We start from the raw sequence: 14,968 nt of genomic DNA, 5'->3' as shown, positions 1-14,968 counted from the left end.
CAATATTAATTCAACAATTAGATTCAATTATTGATTGGCAAATAGCCTTGTGAAATAGCTGAACGAAATCCCAGCTCACCAACGGCAGCTAATCCAGAACGAACTGCCCCCTCTAAGGTCGAGGGTAGCCCCGTAGAAATCCAATCCCCTGCCAACACCAAATTTAAAAATTGCGTTGCTGTCCCTGGCCGCTTCGCATTCTGTGAAGATGTCGCGGCAAAAGTAGCACGCTTTTCATTAATTAAACGATATTCTGGCATTTTTAATTGAGAAATATTCTCTAATAAATTTTTTCTTAAAGCCAATACAACTTCTTGCCACACTCGCGAAACAAGCCTTTCTTTTGAGATTGAAGCGTACCTATTTGCAGCGCTGATCGTAACTGAGATGACTCTATCCTTTACAAAAATCCACTCTGAAATCCCAAGATTTACACCCAGAAAACCCGTTTTCTGAATGATACCCCTTAGCGAAGGCATGAACGGAAGATGGAAATGTATATTTAAAATACTTTCATACTCATCTGGCGCATTTAAATTTGGCAATAACCCCTTAGCTATGGAGCTTGGAGTGGCAAGAATAACAAAATCATCTTGAGATAAGTGCAATAAATCGTGATTTGTTTTCAAAGCAACAGCACGCCCTTTTTCAAAAATAATTTCTCGAATACGCATATTAAAATTCATGTGAACTTTGAATTTATCCAAGTAAGAAAGTGCTGGATTAACAAAAGCATTTTCTAAAGATTCCAAAGGATAAATTGGATGACACCCTCTCCCTCCCTGCAAAAGGCTTTCCCTTATAATATTAGCAAATAATTTTGCACTCCCAGACTCAACACTTGTATTCAGAGCAGAAATGATCAAAGGCTTCAGTAAAAACTCTGTGAGTCCCCCCGATTTCAAGCATTCAATGGCTGTCGTATTCTCATCCGCCTTTAAAAAACTATAAAAAGACCATAATTCTGCTAATCCCATATTAGGAGGACGACGAGAGTTAAAAAACATCCAAAAAGGAACTTTTCCAGACGAAAGAGATAATTTCCAAAGCTTTTGCGTTTTTAAATTAAAAAATGGGAAAAGTGGTCTTTGCGCGATACGTAACCTACTTCGTGAACCAATAAGATCAACATATCGCAAAAGGTATTTATTGGCTGAAAGTACTAGATGATTACCATTATCAATTTTGCAGCCAAGAGCGGAATCATAAAAAGAACGAGCCCTTCCACCAGCAATAGATGCAGCCTCATATAAAAAAACTTCTGCTTGAGGAGCTAGCTCAACAGCCGCAGAGAGGCCAGCAATCCCTCCTCCAATAATATGAACTCTACTCATTTCCCAATCAGGGCCTTTGTGAAGAAAATGATTTTCCAAGCTAAGGATTTTTTTAGAGGTGTTTTGAAATTTTTCCACCCTTGCTTTTCTAATGACTTTAAGGTTGCTTTATAGGAAGCGGCCATTAAGCGCGCTGGCTTCATTGCCTCTGTTGGACAAAGACCCATATAATATTCTGCACTCTTAAAATTATCCTTAGCTCTTTCTGCTAAAATTTTACAAATACTTCCGATATCATCTGATTCCAAAAGAGAGTGAATATTTGTAGAAATTTGAAATCGACCGACCAGCTGCTTAGGAAGATAACAACGCCCTAAAGATATATCACTATTTAAATCTCTTAAAATATTAACCTGTTGCAAGGCTCTTCCTAAGTAATAGGCAACTTGATCTGCATTTTTACTTCTTGCACCAAAAATCCTTACCGAAATCCGTCCAACAGCAGATGCGACACGATCACAATAAAGATCTAAAATTTGTTCATCTGGAAAAACAATCGGCCCTTCCAAATCCATCCTCATACCCTCAATAATTTCTTGAAAATCCACCTTATTGAGACCATAAGTCCTAATTGCAGCCAAGAGAACACGTTCCAAAGCATCTTGCGCATTTCCATCGTAAAGATGATCAATCCTAGAAGACCAGTGATTCAGTAATGTAAGAGACTTCTTTATATCACGACCAGCAGAACTGTCTCCATCAGCTATATCATCTAACTCTCGACAGAAAGCGTAAAGCGCATACATTGCTTCTCTTCGTGCGCGCGGAAGAATACGCATACCCTTATAAAAGGAGGTCTTAGATAGAATGACAATTTTTTCTACTGCTTCAATATCTTTATAAGAACAAGGCAGGCCATCTAAATGTACTTTTGTCTCATGTGCAGAATATGAAAATTTTTCTAAAATACCATGAGTAAGCGCTTTTATTTTATCGAACGAACTTAAGGAGACGGGTTTCTCCAAAGGATCTTCATTCCGCAGTCGTTTGGCCAAGGAATGTGCTATGCTCACAATAACAGCAGCTTCCATTTTTAGACGTGGGTTTTTAATTTTCTTAGGAAGAGAACTTGCTTCTTTATTTAAAAGATCCACGTGATCAAGTATACGATTAAAAATGTGCCTTACACCCTTAGAAGAGCGATGTTCTAAGAAATTTTCTATAGAGATACCTGCATCTTGCATCCAATCTTGTGGAATGTAACATCGATTAAGTTTTTTTAAATCTACTTTAACGTCCTGCAAGTGATTTAAAATCTGCAAAGATGCACACAAAGCATCCGATGCATTTACGGTATCTTCCTTTTCGTTGTGAAGAGAGAGTAGAAAACGCCCAACAGGCGCTGCAGAATATCTGCAATAATCCATTAATTGCTTCCAATTATCATAGCGCTGCTTTTCTGCATCCTGCCTGAAAGCTTTTAGCAAATCGCTCGCAACTGAAAGTTCAATTTTATTCTTTGAAAGTACTCGCCCTAAATCAGCGGCAACGGCTTCACTATCAATAGAAAAAACTCCAGAAGTCAGAGCCTTTTCCATCCCGAATAATCGAGATATTTTCTCTTCAGACGAAAGTATCTTATCGTCTGCTATATCATCTGAGATGCGTGCGAAATGATAGTAAAGATGAATAACTTTACGAAAGTTAGAGGAAATTAAAAAAGATCCAACCGGAAAATTTTCACTCTTTTTGTCTCTAGAAAGCGGCTTATTCATGGATGACACAGATTCCCTCTCCAATTTAGGATTTCATTGGGTTCACAGACGACAGACGTAAGTGAACCTCATTAATTCTCACTATATGTACGTTGATGCCACTCAACACCATTTCCGAAATAATGATTATAAGCTGATCCTACTGTCGCTAAACTGTAAAAAAAAGCGATTAAAGGTAATGGTAAAGACCTCCAAGGAGATAAGCCGAACCATTTTAAAGTTGGGAAATAACTGCAACACGCCATGAGATATGCTAGTCCGCCAGCAATACGTGTGCGTCCACGTCCTCTCAACATAAAAAATAGCGGAGCAAACCAAATGAGCATCATACCGCATAGGACAAAGAACAATAAAATTATTGAGTAATGCAACTGAACATAAGCCGTTCTGGAAATCATATTCCAAACGTCTTTTATGTTTTCATATTTACGCAACGACCATGCCTGCTTACTGCAGCCTAAATATAATCTCCCCCCCATTTTTTTAACTCTCGCAGCTAAAGCGCAATCATCAATCAATGCCCCTCGAATAGATGCGATACCACCAATGCGATCTAATGTTCTCTTTTTCAAAAGAACAGTTCCTCCGGCAGCTCCTGCAATAAATGAATCAGGATTTGCTACTTTTCTAAATGGATACAAAAGAGCAAAAAAGTAAACAAAAGCGGGAATAAATGTTTTCTCAAGCAAGCTATTGCACTGAAGCATAACCATTTCTGAAACAAGATCTAAATTATCCTGACTAGCCTTGTGTACAAGCGAAGAAATATGATCAGATGCATGTAAAATATCTGCATCCGTAAACAACACAAGCGCATCTTCAGACAAATTGATATCAGGATCAACCAATCCCTGATGCAAAGCCCATAACTTTCCACTCCACCCTTCCGGTCTAGGATCTCCAGCAAGTACCTTCAAAGAAGGATTCGTTTTTGCAATAGAATTTGCTAACTCTCTTGTCCTATCAGTACTTTCATCGTCAACAAGTAAAACAGTATACTTTCCAGAATAATCCTGATTCAACAATGATTTCAAACTAATAGAAACGTGTTCTTCTTCGTTTCGTGCTGGGACAACAATCAAAACATCAGGTAAACTCTCAGAAAAATTTTCGTTTGTATATGAAAGCCAAGGGCCTCCTATCCAATACTTGCCCCAAGAGGTGATTAAAAAACTCCATATTCCTAAAACTGCATAGGATAACCAACGCATAAAATGTCCTCAAATATTATTATCTTGGAAAGTGTTTAAACCAGGAAACAGCCGACGAAACAGCCTGTTCAGCAGATGAAGGTTTATAACCTAGTTCTTCACAAGCTTTTTCAGAAGAAAAATACATAAGCTTTTTCGCCATCGCTAATGTATCGCGGTGCAACCTAGGCGTCTTTCCAGATATTCTGGCAACAAGCTCAGAAAGAAGTGCAAAAGGATATAGCGCTGTAGCTGAAACACAAAATCTAGGAGGTTTCTGCCCCGATTTTCGAGCTACCAATGAAAACAAATCCCCGAGCATTATATTCTCTCCACCCAAAATATATCGCTCCCCGATTTTACCTTTTTCAAAGGCAAGCACATGCCCTCTCCCTACATCGTCAACATCAACTACATTCAATCCAGTTTCCACATAGGCCGGCATTTTTCCTCTAACACAATCTAAGATAACCTGCCCTGTAGGCGTTGGCCTTATATCACCCCAACCAATAGGTGTAGATGGATTTACAATAACAATAGGCGCCCCTTCAACAGCAATCATCTTTAAAATTGCTTGCTCCGCCTGATATTTGGAGCGCTTATAAGCACCAACAATTTTATTCAAAGAAACGTTATCTGTTTCAACTGTCGGTCTCCCATTAAGAGCTGTAGGCATCGTAGCAACAGAAGAACAGTAGACAACTTTTTTAACATGAGCCTTCAATGCCACTCGAATAATATTTCTCGTTCCTATCACATTCACTTTATTCATACGCTCAGGATCAGGAACCCAGAGACGATAATCCGCGGCAACATGAAACAGTCCGCCAACATTGACCATTGCTTTTTCCAAAGAAGAAAGGTCTAAAAGGTCTCCCTCAACAATTTCTGCATCAATATTTTGAATATTTTGTCGATTAGAATTAGGCCTAACTAAAATCCGCAAAGGATATCCCTGCTTCTGAAGGGCTCTTGCAACAGCCGCACCAACGAATCCTGTGGCACCTGTAATCAAGGCTAAGGGCTTTTTATCTTCCATTCACTCTCTTCCCTTTACAACCCCAATGAAATTTTAACGAAATAAAATTTATCAAAAGAAATTCTTTTTTTTCGCAAAAAATTATTTATATCTAAATTCTAACAGGCTATTTTTAAAACATTATCCCAATTAATTATGGATAATTTCTTTTATTTTATCGAGAAGCCTTTTTTGAAAAAATCACTCCCACCATTATTCTTTGCCATAGGCTCCGCATGTTTTATTTTTTTAGCAATAAACAATAATATTAATGCCATATTTAAAGCCTTATTACGAGTAGGTTTTTTAGGCTTTTTCTTTCTTCTTTTCTTAAGTTTAATAAACTATCTAATTCTTGCATTAGCTTGGAAAAGCATTTCAAAAAAACTTAATTTCTTTCAAATTATTCTATCAAGAATGATAAGGGATTCAGCAGGTTCATGCCTACCACTCTCTCAAATTGGCGGTATTTTAATCGGCACATACGCAACAATTACACTCTTCCAAAAAAAGAAGGCACATGAACTAACAGACGCTGAAAAAGAAAATTTAGCAGCAACATCCAATTTAATGGATGTAACCCTAGAAGCCATCGCTCAAGTCCTTTTTATCTTTACGGCTCTCTTCCTCTTACTTATATCGCATCAAAATGGAGATGTTTACTTTAAAACAGTAGGCGTTAGCGCTCTCTTATTAAGCTTAGGTCTTTACCTTTTTATTTTAATACAAAGAAACCTACAAACAACAACGAACTTCTTAAATAAATACATCACATCTAAAAAATGGAAGAATCTCTTAAAAGAAAAAATTTCTCAATTAAATTATCAATTTTTAGAAATATGGAAAAATCCACACAATATTTTAAAAGGTATTTTCCTTCATTATATTGCATGGACATATAGTGCTTTTTTAACTTGGACCGCCTTACATCTGCTTAAAATGCCTATTTCCTGGAAGGATTGCTTTATATTCGAAGGCATTTCTTGCGGGATTATTTCTACCTTTTTCTTTGTCCCAACCTCCATTGGAATTCAAGAAGGAGCCTATATTAGTTTAGGATATCTCTTTGGCGTACCTGCCGAGGTAAGCTTTTCTCTCTCGCTTTTACGCCGTGGACGAGAAATTTTTATTGGAGCCCCAATCCTTTTACTCTGGGAAATTAGACAACTCATAAAAAACTCGCAACAAAAATGAATTTTGCTGCGAGCCTTTTATTCAAATTTCAAAACGATCAGTTATTAATCATTTTAAATCCAGAAAGCTGCTTTTTTTCTTCTTCAAGATAAAGAGCTGCTCCTTGAATAACTTGTTTTTTAAGTTTTTCATTCAACCATTTTTCAATAGAGAAATCACGGATGACTGACTGCGCAACAGTCTTCGACTGCGCCCAAACTCCCCAATAGAGACATAAACGCCGAGCTTCTTCAGGAGAAGTAAAAGAAATGATTTTAGACAAAACCCTCTTGTTTGAAAGAAGTCTTGCATACTTCACATCGTCTGATTCTGTTACAATCGCAGATAGTGGAAAAACGTCAGAAACTTTAGCAGCTCCCTCCAGCAATGCTCCTTCAGCTGTCTCTTCCGCCTCAGGACGAAGTGTCTTCATACGATCACGCCATTCTGAATCTGTTTCAACTTCGCGAATAACACGATCCATCGTTGCAACAGCATCAAATGGAAAACTCCCAGAAGCACTTTCTGCAGAAAGCATTGTTGCGTCAGCACCGTCATAAACAGCCTGCGCAACATCTGAAACTTCTGCACGTGTCGGTGATGGCGAAGATATCATGCTTTCGAGCATTTGAGTTGCAACAATGACAGGACGCCCCTGTTTATGAGCTTCTTTCAAAATCCTCTTTTGACTCAATGGAACCGTTTCAGCAGGGCATTCAACACCAAGATCACCACGCGCAATCATAATTGCCTCGGAGAGAGCAACGATCCCACTAATTTCCTCTAGTGCTTGAGGTTTTTCAATTTTACTGACGATAGCAGCTCGCCCTTTGATAATATCACGTGCGGTCTGAACATCTTTGGCTGTCTGAACAAAAGAAATTGCAATAAAATCCACACCCAATGAAAGTGCGAAATCAAGATCTGCTCTATCCTTTTTTGTCAAAATAGGAATAGGAAGCGTGACATCTGGAACGTTCACACCTTTGTGATCTGAAAGCTTTCCACCAACAACCACGACTGTTTCAATGGAATTATCCGTTTTTCCTGTAACTTTTAAAACAAGTTTTCCATCATCAAGCAACAAACGACTATCAATTTTAGCCGTTGCAATAATTTCTGGATGTGGAAGGCAAACACGTTCCTGTGTTCCAGGAGCTTCATTCAAATCCAGCGTAAATGTTTGTCCATTTTCTAAGATAATAGAAGAATTTTCAAAACGTCCGACGCGTAACTTAGGCCCTTGCATATCGGCAAGAATACCCAAAGGACGACCTAACGTCTTCTCCGCAGCGCGGATATCGTTATAACGAGCTTGATGATCCTCGTGTGTTCCGTGAGAAAAATTTAAACGAAAAACATTAACGCCTGTGCGTGCAAGACGTTCAATTTTATCTGATCCTGAAGTAGCAGGGCCTACCGTAGCCACAATCTTAGTATTTCGAAAGCGAATATCCATTCACATTAATCCTTAAAAAAACAAACATTTTTAAAATGTTCTGTATTGTTGTTTTTCTACGTTTTCTTTCGACTTTATTTTGGTTCTGAGTCTTCATCTACTGCTCCCCAGAGATGAGATTTTTCAATCCATCCCTTATAGCCAGCAATATTAACCTCACACCATGCTTTCCATTTCTCCCCACCACATTTTGAGACCCGCCCAACAGCACCTGGCAACAAAAAAGCAACAGGACGCCCTTTGGAGTCTGGAGATGAGTATATAGGAAAGCTTCCCAAAGCACACTTATTATCAAAAGAAGAACAATAACTCACCACATGAGAATCATACTGCCTTTCTGAATCTGCTTTGTTTTTTGGAGAAGGTGCATCTAATTTAGGCTCTTCCTTATTCTTTGAAGAAGATAAAACAACAACATTGCGAGAAGACCGCAATGTTGCTTGATGCATCCATCCTTTTTCTCCAAAGTTATCCTCCACCTGACACCAATTTTGAAACTTTCTTGAAACTTTCACAGGAAGCCCTCTGCGATAATATACCCAATCAATAGGGTAATTAGAGCCCGGCCCACGGCGCATATAAACCTTTCGCCCCCTCAACGCGGCGAAATACGGCTGAAAAGTTTCCTCAGCTGCGATTGGCGCAGGTGGTAAAGATACGCTTGATTTTGAACTCTCTTTTTTCTCTATCTTTTTACCCTGTGTCTTTGAGTTATGAGATTTTTTTGATTTCAGAGCATGCGATGATTTTGAATTTATTGAAGATTCTCTATCCGAATCCTTTTGAGATGCTGAAGCCGACAAGGGAAGTCCTGATACAAAAGACAGGATAAACAAAGACAACAAATAATAAGGAAAGCGAACTTGAAAAAAGCTTTGTGTTTTTACCATCATCTCAAGGAGTTTCCCTTATTCCCATTCAATCGTACCTGGTGGCTTAGATGTAATATCATATGTAACACGGTTAATTCCACGAACTTCATTAATGATTCGACCTGCCACTCTTTCAAGAAAAGAAATTTCAAAAGGATAAATACGTGCCGTCATACCATCAGAACTTGTTACAGCTCTTAAAGCACACGCCTGATCATACGTTCTGGCATCCCCCATCACCCCAACAGTTTTCACAGGGAGCAAGACAGAAAATGCCTGCCAAATTTTATTGTACAAACCAGCTTTTCTAATTTCCTCTAGAAAAATAACATCTACTTTCCTAAGTAAACTTAGCTTTTCGGATGTAACATTCCCTGGAATCCTAATGGCCAATCCTGGCCCTGGGAAAGGATGACGGCCAACATAAGCATCGGACAAGCCAAGCTCACGACCCAACAGCCTCACTTCATCTTTAAAAAGGTCCCGCAAAGGCTCAAGTAAACGCAAATTCATACGTTCTGGCAATCCGCCAACATTATGATGAGATTTGATAGTAACTTCATTTCCGCCAACCAAGCTCACACTTTCAATAACATCTGGATAAAGCGTTCCCTGTGCTAGGAAATCTACATCCCCTATTTTCTTAGCTTCTTCTTCAAAAATATCGATAAAGAGTTTACCTATCGTTTTTCTTTTAGTCTCTGGATCCCGCCCCCCTTCTAAAGCAGAAAGAAAACGCTTTTCCGCTTGACAGTGAATGAGCGGAATATGAAAGTCATCTCTAAAAAGTCGAGTGACATTTTCTGCCTCCCCCTCACGCAACAATCCTGTATCCACAAAAATACAGGTTAAGCGATCCCCAATTGCTTCATAAATTAATTTCGCAGCAACAGCACTATCAACCCCACCCGACAAGCCACAGATGACCCGAGCATTTTCACCAACCTTATCCTGTATGCGTTTAATCTCAGCATCCCTAAAAACTTCCATACTCCACTTGCCAGTACAGCCGGAAATATTCAAAGCAAAATTACGTAAAAGCACCGCTCCATCTGGAGTATGAACGACTTCAGGATGAAACTGAACCGCATAAAAACGACGTTTTTCATTCCAAATAACAGCAAAAGGCGCCCCTTCAGAAGCTGCCAAAGTTTTAAAATCTGAAGGAATAGCAACCACCCTGTCTCCGTGGCTCATCCAAACTTCATGCGTTGTTCCGTCTTTCCAACTTTCTGGGAAGAATTTAGACTCTTGTTCAATTTTAATTTCCGCACTTCCAAATTCACGATGGTGATGGCTTTCTACCTTTCCTCCAAACATCTGGCACATAATTTGTTGCCCATAACAAATGCCCAAAAAAGGAATTTCTAAATCAAATACTTCCTTCTTCAGCTTAGGAGCATTGGCATCAAGAACACTTGCAGGACTTCCCGAAAGGATGATCCCATTAGGTGCAAAAGACTTAATTTTTTCTAAACTTGCATTGTAAGGCCATATCTCACAATAGACGCCACACTCTCGCACTCGCCTCGCAATTAACTGTGTGAATTGACTACCAAAATCTAGAATTAATATAGAATCACTAAATTTGGATTCCTCAGCAGTCGAAAGGGATGCATTGCACTGGTTCACGAGAGTATAAGACCTTCAAAAATTACAATGAAATAAATTAAAACTATTCAGTTACTAGCAAAATAGAAAAACAAATAGATAATTCCTATCTTTTTTTCACGAAAAGACTAAAAATTAAATCCTATAACCGCTTATTGAACACATCTGGAACAATCAACACTGTGGATAAAAGAACGTTTTTATTATCTTCTTTTCTTGTTCTCTCAGCCTGTGGCCCAGATCTTGCCATGCCTGACCCTTACGGAACTTGGTTTGGAACCTTGCAGACAGATGAAGGGTTTTGTCCAACTAACTCGCCCTCTACTTTACGCATTTACGGACAGGACATGGTGTTTGCCGCAGCCAATGGTCCCTTAATCCTCCATGGAAAACATCTCAAAAAAGACACACATTTTATCCTTAGCCTAACACAACAGGGCATGGACAATCAGCCTTTTCACATGCTCTTTAACGGATGGCCGGATGGCGCAACAATAAAAGGTGTATATGCCACACCGCGTTGCCGAGCTCATATCACTTTGAGAAGATGGTAATTTCAAAAGAAAATTATTTTAGGAGTTGCATGAAAAGAAAATACCCCATATAAAACTCCCTGTAAGCACCCGTAGCTCAACTGGATAGAGCACCTGACTACGAATCAGGAGGCTAGAGGTTCAAGTCCTTTCGGGTGCACCACTTACATAAGCACCCGTAGCTCAACTGGATAGAGCACCTGACTACGAATCAGGAGGCTAGAGGTTCAAGTCCTTTCGGGTGCACCATTCCCATAAATCGCATATACTTCTCAAATTGGGCTTGATGCGTTTCGTATGGCTATTATGAAAAAATTTCTTTCTCTTCCTACTGATATTCTTAACTCTCGAGGCTTAGCCTACTCCGCTTCTGGAGATCTCTGCTTAGATGGCGTGAATCTTCCTTATCTAACTAAATATCTTGATTCTCCTTCATGGGTCATTGGTGCCGATACCTTCAAGTATCGTGCTATGCAATTTTATCAAATGCTTGAAACAAGCTGTCCTCGTGTAAATTGCCACTTTGCCGTTAAATCTTTAGATCATGTTGCCATTCTCAAAATTTTAAAAAATATCGAATTTGGTCTAGATATTGTGAGCTCTGGAGAACTTTCCAGAGCCTTACATATTGGCTTCCCAACTCATAAAATTGTATTTTCTGGTGTTGGAAAAACAGATTCAGAACTTAACTTTGCTCTTCAATCAAATATTGCCCAAATTAATATTGAATCCTTAGGGGAATTAAAGCGCCTTAACAAAATTGCTTCCCAAGCAAATATGGTCGCCCCTATCGCTATAAGAATTAATCCTGACCTCGGTTATGGAGCCTATAAGAAAATCACGACAGGGAATAAAACAGACAAATTTGGAATTCCATGGAATGAAATTCTCTCTCTTTGGCCGAAAATTACAGAAGAGATGCCTAACATCCAACTAAAAGGCATTGCCGTTCATGGTGGAAGCCAGATTCTTGATGAAAAGAAATTTCTCAATTTTTATCAACGCATCGCACAACTCATTAAAACTTGGCAAAATCAAGGACTTAAAATTGATAGTTTAGATTGCGGTGGCGGTTTTGGAATTCCATATTCTTTCAATGAAGAGCCTTTAAATCTTAGAAAATTAGGAAAAATCATTCACAAGATTCTATCTCCTCTTAATGTTATGCTACGCTTTGAACCTGGCCGTTACATTAGTGGTCCGGCAGGCATATTAATTTCTCGTGTTATCGAAATTAAACAAACAGAATCACAAAAATTTCTAATTTTAGATGCTGGTATGAACGACCTGCTTCGTCCTGCACTTTATGGCGCTCAACACGAAATTCTACCTCTTAAACAAAAAGAAAATACGCCAAATAATAAATATGAAGTTGTTGGACCCATTTGTGAAAGCAGCGATTTCTTTAGGAGAAATTATACCCTCCCTCAGCTATCTCCAGGAGATTATATAGCTATTTTGGACACTGGCGCCTATGGATCTGTTATGAGTTCTTCTTATAACAGTCATCCATTGAGCCCTATTCTTCTTGCCCATAATGGGAAATGGGACATCATCAGGAAACGTCAAACGATTGAAGATATTTTATCAAACGAAACGCTTCCTGACTGGATTTCTTAAAATTAAGGGACTTTATAAAAAGGATTTGGAAGAAGAAAAGTTTTCCCTCCATGTCCACCGACTAGATCTGTCGGTTGATCTCCCATGTTTAGAATAATTTGATATCCCTGAGCTTCAATATTTTTGCGTAAAGGTGTTTTATAGTCAATGGCTGAACGGACATCACCAATGCCCCGCATATAGAGGGAGGTCCAATTATTTATATGTTCTTTATGTAGATTCTTAATAACATGAGAACGATATTTTTCAGATCTGCCCGTAATAAAGAAAACTGCAACATGTCGTTTTTGAGCTTCTTCAATTAAAGATCTCGTTGAGTCGAAAGCAACAGCCCTTTCTTTTTTAATCCAACCTTTTTCAGAACAAGGGCCACTGGGCAGATGACATCCCCCACTCTTAAAGTATGCAAACTGATTTGCCTTTATAACCTCCCATTGAGAGAGAGTTGTTTCATCAATATCAAGGACAATTGCCTGTTTCTTAGAAAGTTTAGCATTCTTCTCTAAATATTTAGTCGCTTGATGAACTACTTTATCAAAATCACGTAAATACTGCCCATTCTCATGATAACGAACAAGAGAAGAGGCCAAATCAGAAATATTTTCATGAGGCTTTTCCATAGCAGAATTCGTTGCATTCGCATTTTGACAAAGAGACGAAGCAACAGCAAAAGAGAAAAGCATAAATCCAGAACAAAAAAACTTTTTTGTTCTATCTAAAATAATTCCTGACATGGCCCACAATCCTTATTGGTGAATATCAACAGCAGAGAAGAAAAATCCCGTTTCTTTTTCTGCATTTTCAAGTGAATCTGATCCATGAACACTGTTTGATTCAATGTTTTCAGCAAATGCTGCACGAATTGTACCAGCTTCTGCCTCTTTAGGATTTGTAGCACCCATCAATTTTCGATAATTTTCAACCGCATTCTCACCCTCAAGAACTTGCACAACAACAGGTCCAGAAGTCATTGAAGCGACCAAATCCTGGTAAAATGGACGCGCTTTATGAACTTCATAGAATGCCCCTGCCTGCTCTTTACTTAAACGAATACGACGTTGTCCGATAATACGAAAACCTTTATCCTCAATCATCGCATTGATTTTTCCTGTGAGATTGCGACGTGTCGCATCTGGCTTAATAATTGAGAGTGTACGTTCAATAGCCACGCTAAAACTTCCTACTTAAAATAAAATTACAAAGAGGCCTTAAAGACCTTTTTATGAAGAGTTCTAAGATATACGAAAAAATCTCATAAATAAAAAGGAATTGTCCCTTTATAATGGACTTTCTTGTTTAGAAAACTCTTCTAAAATCAAAATAACTTTATCTAGTTCATTCTGAGCTAGATAAGCATGTACAGGAAGCGCAAGAACATGCTTTGATAAAGTTTCGGAAACGATCAAAGAGGATGATTTATCATGAAATTTTTTATAAGCATCCTGAAGATGCAAAGGCTTTTCATAGTAAATAGCGTGCTGAATATTCGCTTGAGATAAATATTGAGAGCACTTTTTGCGATCCATCCACTTTGGAAGTAAAATGGTATATACAGACCAAGCCCCTTTTCCATTTGTTGAACAAGAAGGACGCCTATAAATACTTGGTAAAAATTTATTATAAAGTTCAACATTCCTTTGTCGCTTTTGACATTCTTCTTCAAATGAAACCGTTTTTGCTAGAAGAATAGCCGCCTGTAAGCTATCTAATCGGGCATTCAAACCTACTCGAATAATATCATAGGGATTTTCCCCCATTCCATGAGAACGTATTGAACGGTATTTTTCAACCAAATCCACAGAATCTGTCAGTATAGCACCACCATCTCCATAAGCACCCAAAGGCTTCGCTGGAAAAAAGGATAAAATCGTTGCACGTGCTAATTTGCCAGAGGTTTTGTTATTATATGTGGCACCAAAAGATTGCGCAGAATCTGCGTACAGGTTTAATCTGTATGTCTTTGCAATATCAACCAATTCAGACCACGGTGCTGGCTGTCCAAAAAGATCAACACCGATAATTGCGACAGGCCTTAACTTGCCTAACTTTATAGTAAGTTTAATTTTTTCTTTTAAATCTTGCGCAGAGATTTGATAAGTCTCTGGATCGACATCAACAAAAACAGGAGTTGCTCCTAACAAGATAACAATTTCTGCTGTTGCGACATAGGTAAAAGAAGGCAAAAAAACAGCATCCCCTGCTTTTACCCCATCAGCCATCAAAGCTATGATTAAAGCATCTGTTCCCGAAGAAACACCAATAGCAAATTCAAAATCCGTATGTTCAACAAGCCAAGATTCAAAAAGTTCTATTTCTTTGCCACCAACAAAATGACCATGACGTAAAACGCCTTCTATAGCTTTTTCTATCCGTCCCCCCAAATACTCACGCTGCTTTTCTAAATCCAACATTTTAACAGCTAAGTCTTTGCTTATTCGTGTCT

At 38.6% G+C, this 14,968-nt stretch carries 13 protein-coding genes, 2 tRNA genes and 1 pseudogene; 5 read left to right on the top strand and 11 right to left on the bottom strand.

What is annotated here, in order from left to right:
* Positions 1–23 precede the first annotated feature (23 nt).
* The 5 genes and pseudogenes from FAI40_09870 to FAI40_09850 all read right to left on the bottom strand — a co-directional run bounded on the left by FAI40_09870 (position 24) and on the right by FAI40_09850 (position 5,278).
* Positions 24–1,334, bottom strand: a complete 1,311-nt coding sequence (locus FAI40_09870) for a hypothetical protein (GenBank protein ID QCE35605.1) — start codon at positions 1,332–1,334, stop codon at positions 24–26.
* Entirely contained in the window at positions 1,331–2,113 is a 783-nt protein-coding gene (locus tag FAI40_09865) for a squalene synthase HpnD (protein QCE35818.1), read from the bottom strand. The genes FAI40_09870 and FAI40_09865 overlap by 4 nt, the downstream gene beginning before the upstream one ends.
* Positions 2,114–2,251: 138 nt before the next feature.
* Positions 2,252–3,049: pseudogene (hpnC, locus tag FAI40_09860) on the bottom strand (squalene synthase HpnC).
* A 71-nt stretch (positions 3,050–3,120) separates the two neighbouring features.
* The gene (locus tag FAI40_09855; protein ID QCE35604.1) at positions 3,121–4,260 is read right to left on the bottom strand and encodes a glycosyltransferase; all 1,140 of its coding nucleotides are present in this window, start codon (positions 4,258–4,260) and stop codon (positions 3,121–3,123) included.
* A gap of 19 nt (positions 4,261–4,279) precedes the next feature.
* Positions 4,280–5,278, bottom strand: a complete 999-nt coding sequence (locus FAI40_09850; GenBank protein ID QCE35603.1) for an NAD-dependent epimerase/dehydratase family protein — start codon at positions 5,276–5,278, stop codon at positions 4,280–4,282.
* A 135-nt stretch (positions 5,279–5,413) separates the two neighbouring features.
* Here FAI40_09850 and FAI40_09845 point away from each other — a divergent pair, with 135 nt between their 5' ends.
* On the top strand, positions 5,414–6,451 hold the full coding sequence (locus FAI40_09845; GenBank protein ID QCE35602.1) for a hypothetical protein: 1,038 nt from the start codon (positions 5,414–5,416) through the stop codon (positions 6,449–6,451).
* Between the two features lie 37 nt (positions 6,452–6,488).
* On the opposite strand, the gene pyk is transcribed toward FAI40_09845, so the two are convergent.
* From pyk to guaA, 3 genes are all read right to left on the bottom strand, one after another.
* A complete protein-coding gene (pyk, locus tag FAI40_09840) occupies positions 6,489–7,889 on the bottom strand; it encodes a pyruvate kinase (protein QCE35601.1) in 1,401 nt (466 codons plus the stop codon).
* Between the two features lie 74 nt (positions 7,890–7,963).
* The gene (locus tag FAI40_09835) at positions 7,964–8,782 is read right to left on the bottom strand and encodes a hypothetical protein (protein QCE35600.1); all 819 of its coding nucleotides are present in this window, start codon (positions 8,780–8,782) and stop codon (positions 7,964–7,966) included.
* A gap of 15 nt (positions 8,783–8,797) precedes the next feature.
* Complete coding sequence (gene guaA / locus FAI40_09830) at positions 8,798–10,393, bottom strand: glutamine-hydrolyzing GMP synthase (protein QCE35599.1); 1,596 nt, start codon at positions 10,391–10,393, stop codon at positions 8,798–8,800.
* A gap of 227 nt (positions 10,394–10,620) precedes the next feature.
* On the opposite strand from guaA, the gene FAI40_09825 reads away from it, so the two are divergent.
* The 4 genes from FAI40_09825 to lysA all read left to right on the top strand — a co-directional run bounded on the left by FAI40_09825 (position 10,621) and on the right by lysA (position 12,525).
* A complete protein-coding gene (locus tag FAI40_09825; GenBank protein QCE35598.1) occupies positions 10,621–10,926 on the top strand; it encodes a hypothetical protein in 306 nt (101 codons plus the stop codon).
* Between the two features lie 65 nt (positions 10,927–10,991).
* Positions 10,992–11,068 (top strand) — tRNA-Arg (locus tag FAI40_09820).
* Positions 11,069–11,077: 9 nt separating this feature from the next.
* A tRNA-Arg gene (locus FAI40_09815) sits at positions 11,078–11,154 on the top strand.
* 48 nt (positions 11,155–11,202) lie between these two features.
* Positions 11,203–12,525, top strand: a complete 1,323-nt coding sequence (gene lysA, locus FAI40_09810; GenBank protein QCE35597.1) for a diaminopimelate decarboxylase — start codon at positions 11,203–11,205, stop codon at positions 12,523–12,525.
* A gap of 2 nt (positions 12,526–12,527) precedes the next feature.
* Here the strand turns inward: lysA and FAI40_09805 are convergent, their stop codons facing one another.
* From FAI40_09805 to FAI40_09795, 3 genes are all read right to left on the bottom strand, one after another.
* Positions 12,528–13,259 carry an acid phosphatase gene (locus FAI40_09805; GenBank protein ID QCE35596.1) on the bottom strand — a complete coding sequence of 244 codons (732 nt, stop codon included), beginning with the start codon at positions 13,257–13,259 and terminating at the stop codon, positions 12,528–12,530.
* 12 nt (positions 13,260–13,271) lie between these two features.
* A complete protein-coding gene (locus tag FAI40_09800; protein ID QCE35595.1) occupies positions 13,272–13,694 on the bottom strand; it encodes a nucleoside-diphosphate kinase in 423 nt (140 codons plus the stop codon).
* A 108-nt stretch (positions 13,695–13,802) separates the two neighbouring features.
* Positions 13,803–14,936 carry a DegT/DnrJ/EryC1/StrS aminotransferase family protein gene (locus FAI40_09795; GenBank protein ID QCE35817.1) on the bottom strand — a complete coding sequence of 378 codons (1,134 nt, stop codon included), beginning with the start codon at positions 14,934–14,936 and terminating at the stop codon, positions 13,803–13,805.
* Positions 14,937–14,968 lie beyond the last annotated feature (32 nt).

This window comes from Acetobacteraceae bacterium, from assembly GCA_004843345.1.
Classification (GTDB): Bacteria; Pseudomonadota; Alphaproteobacteria; order Acetobacterales; family Acetobacteraceae.
This window is presented reverse-complemented; position numbering and strand designations above follow the sequence as displayed.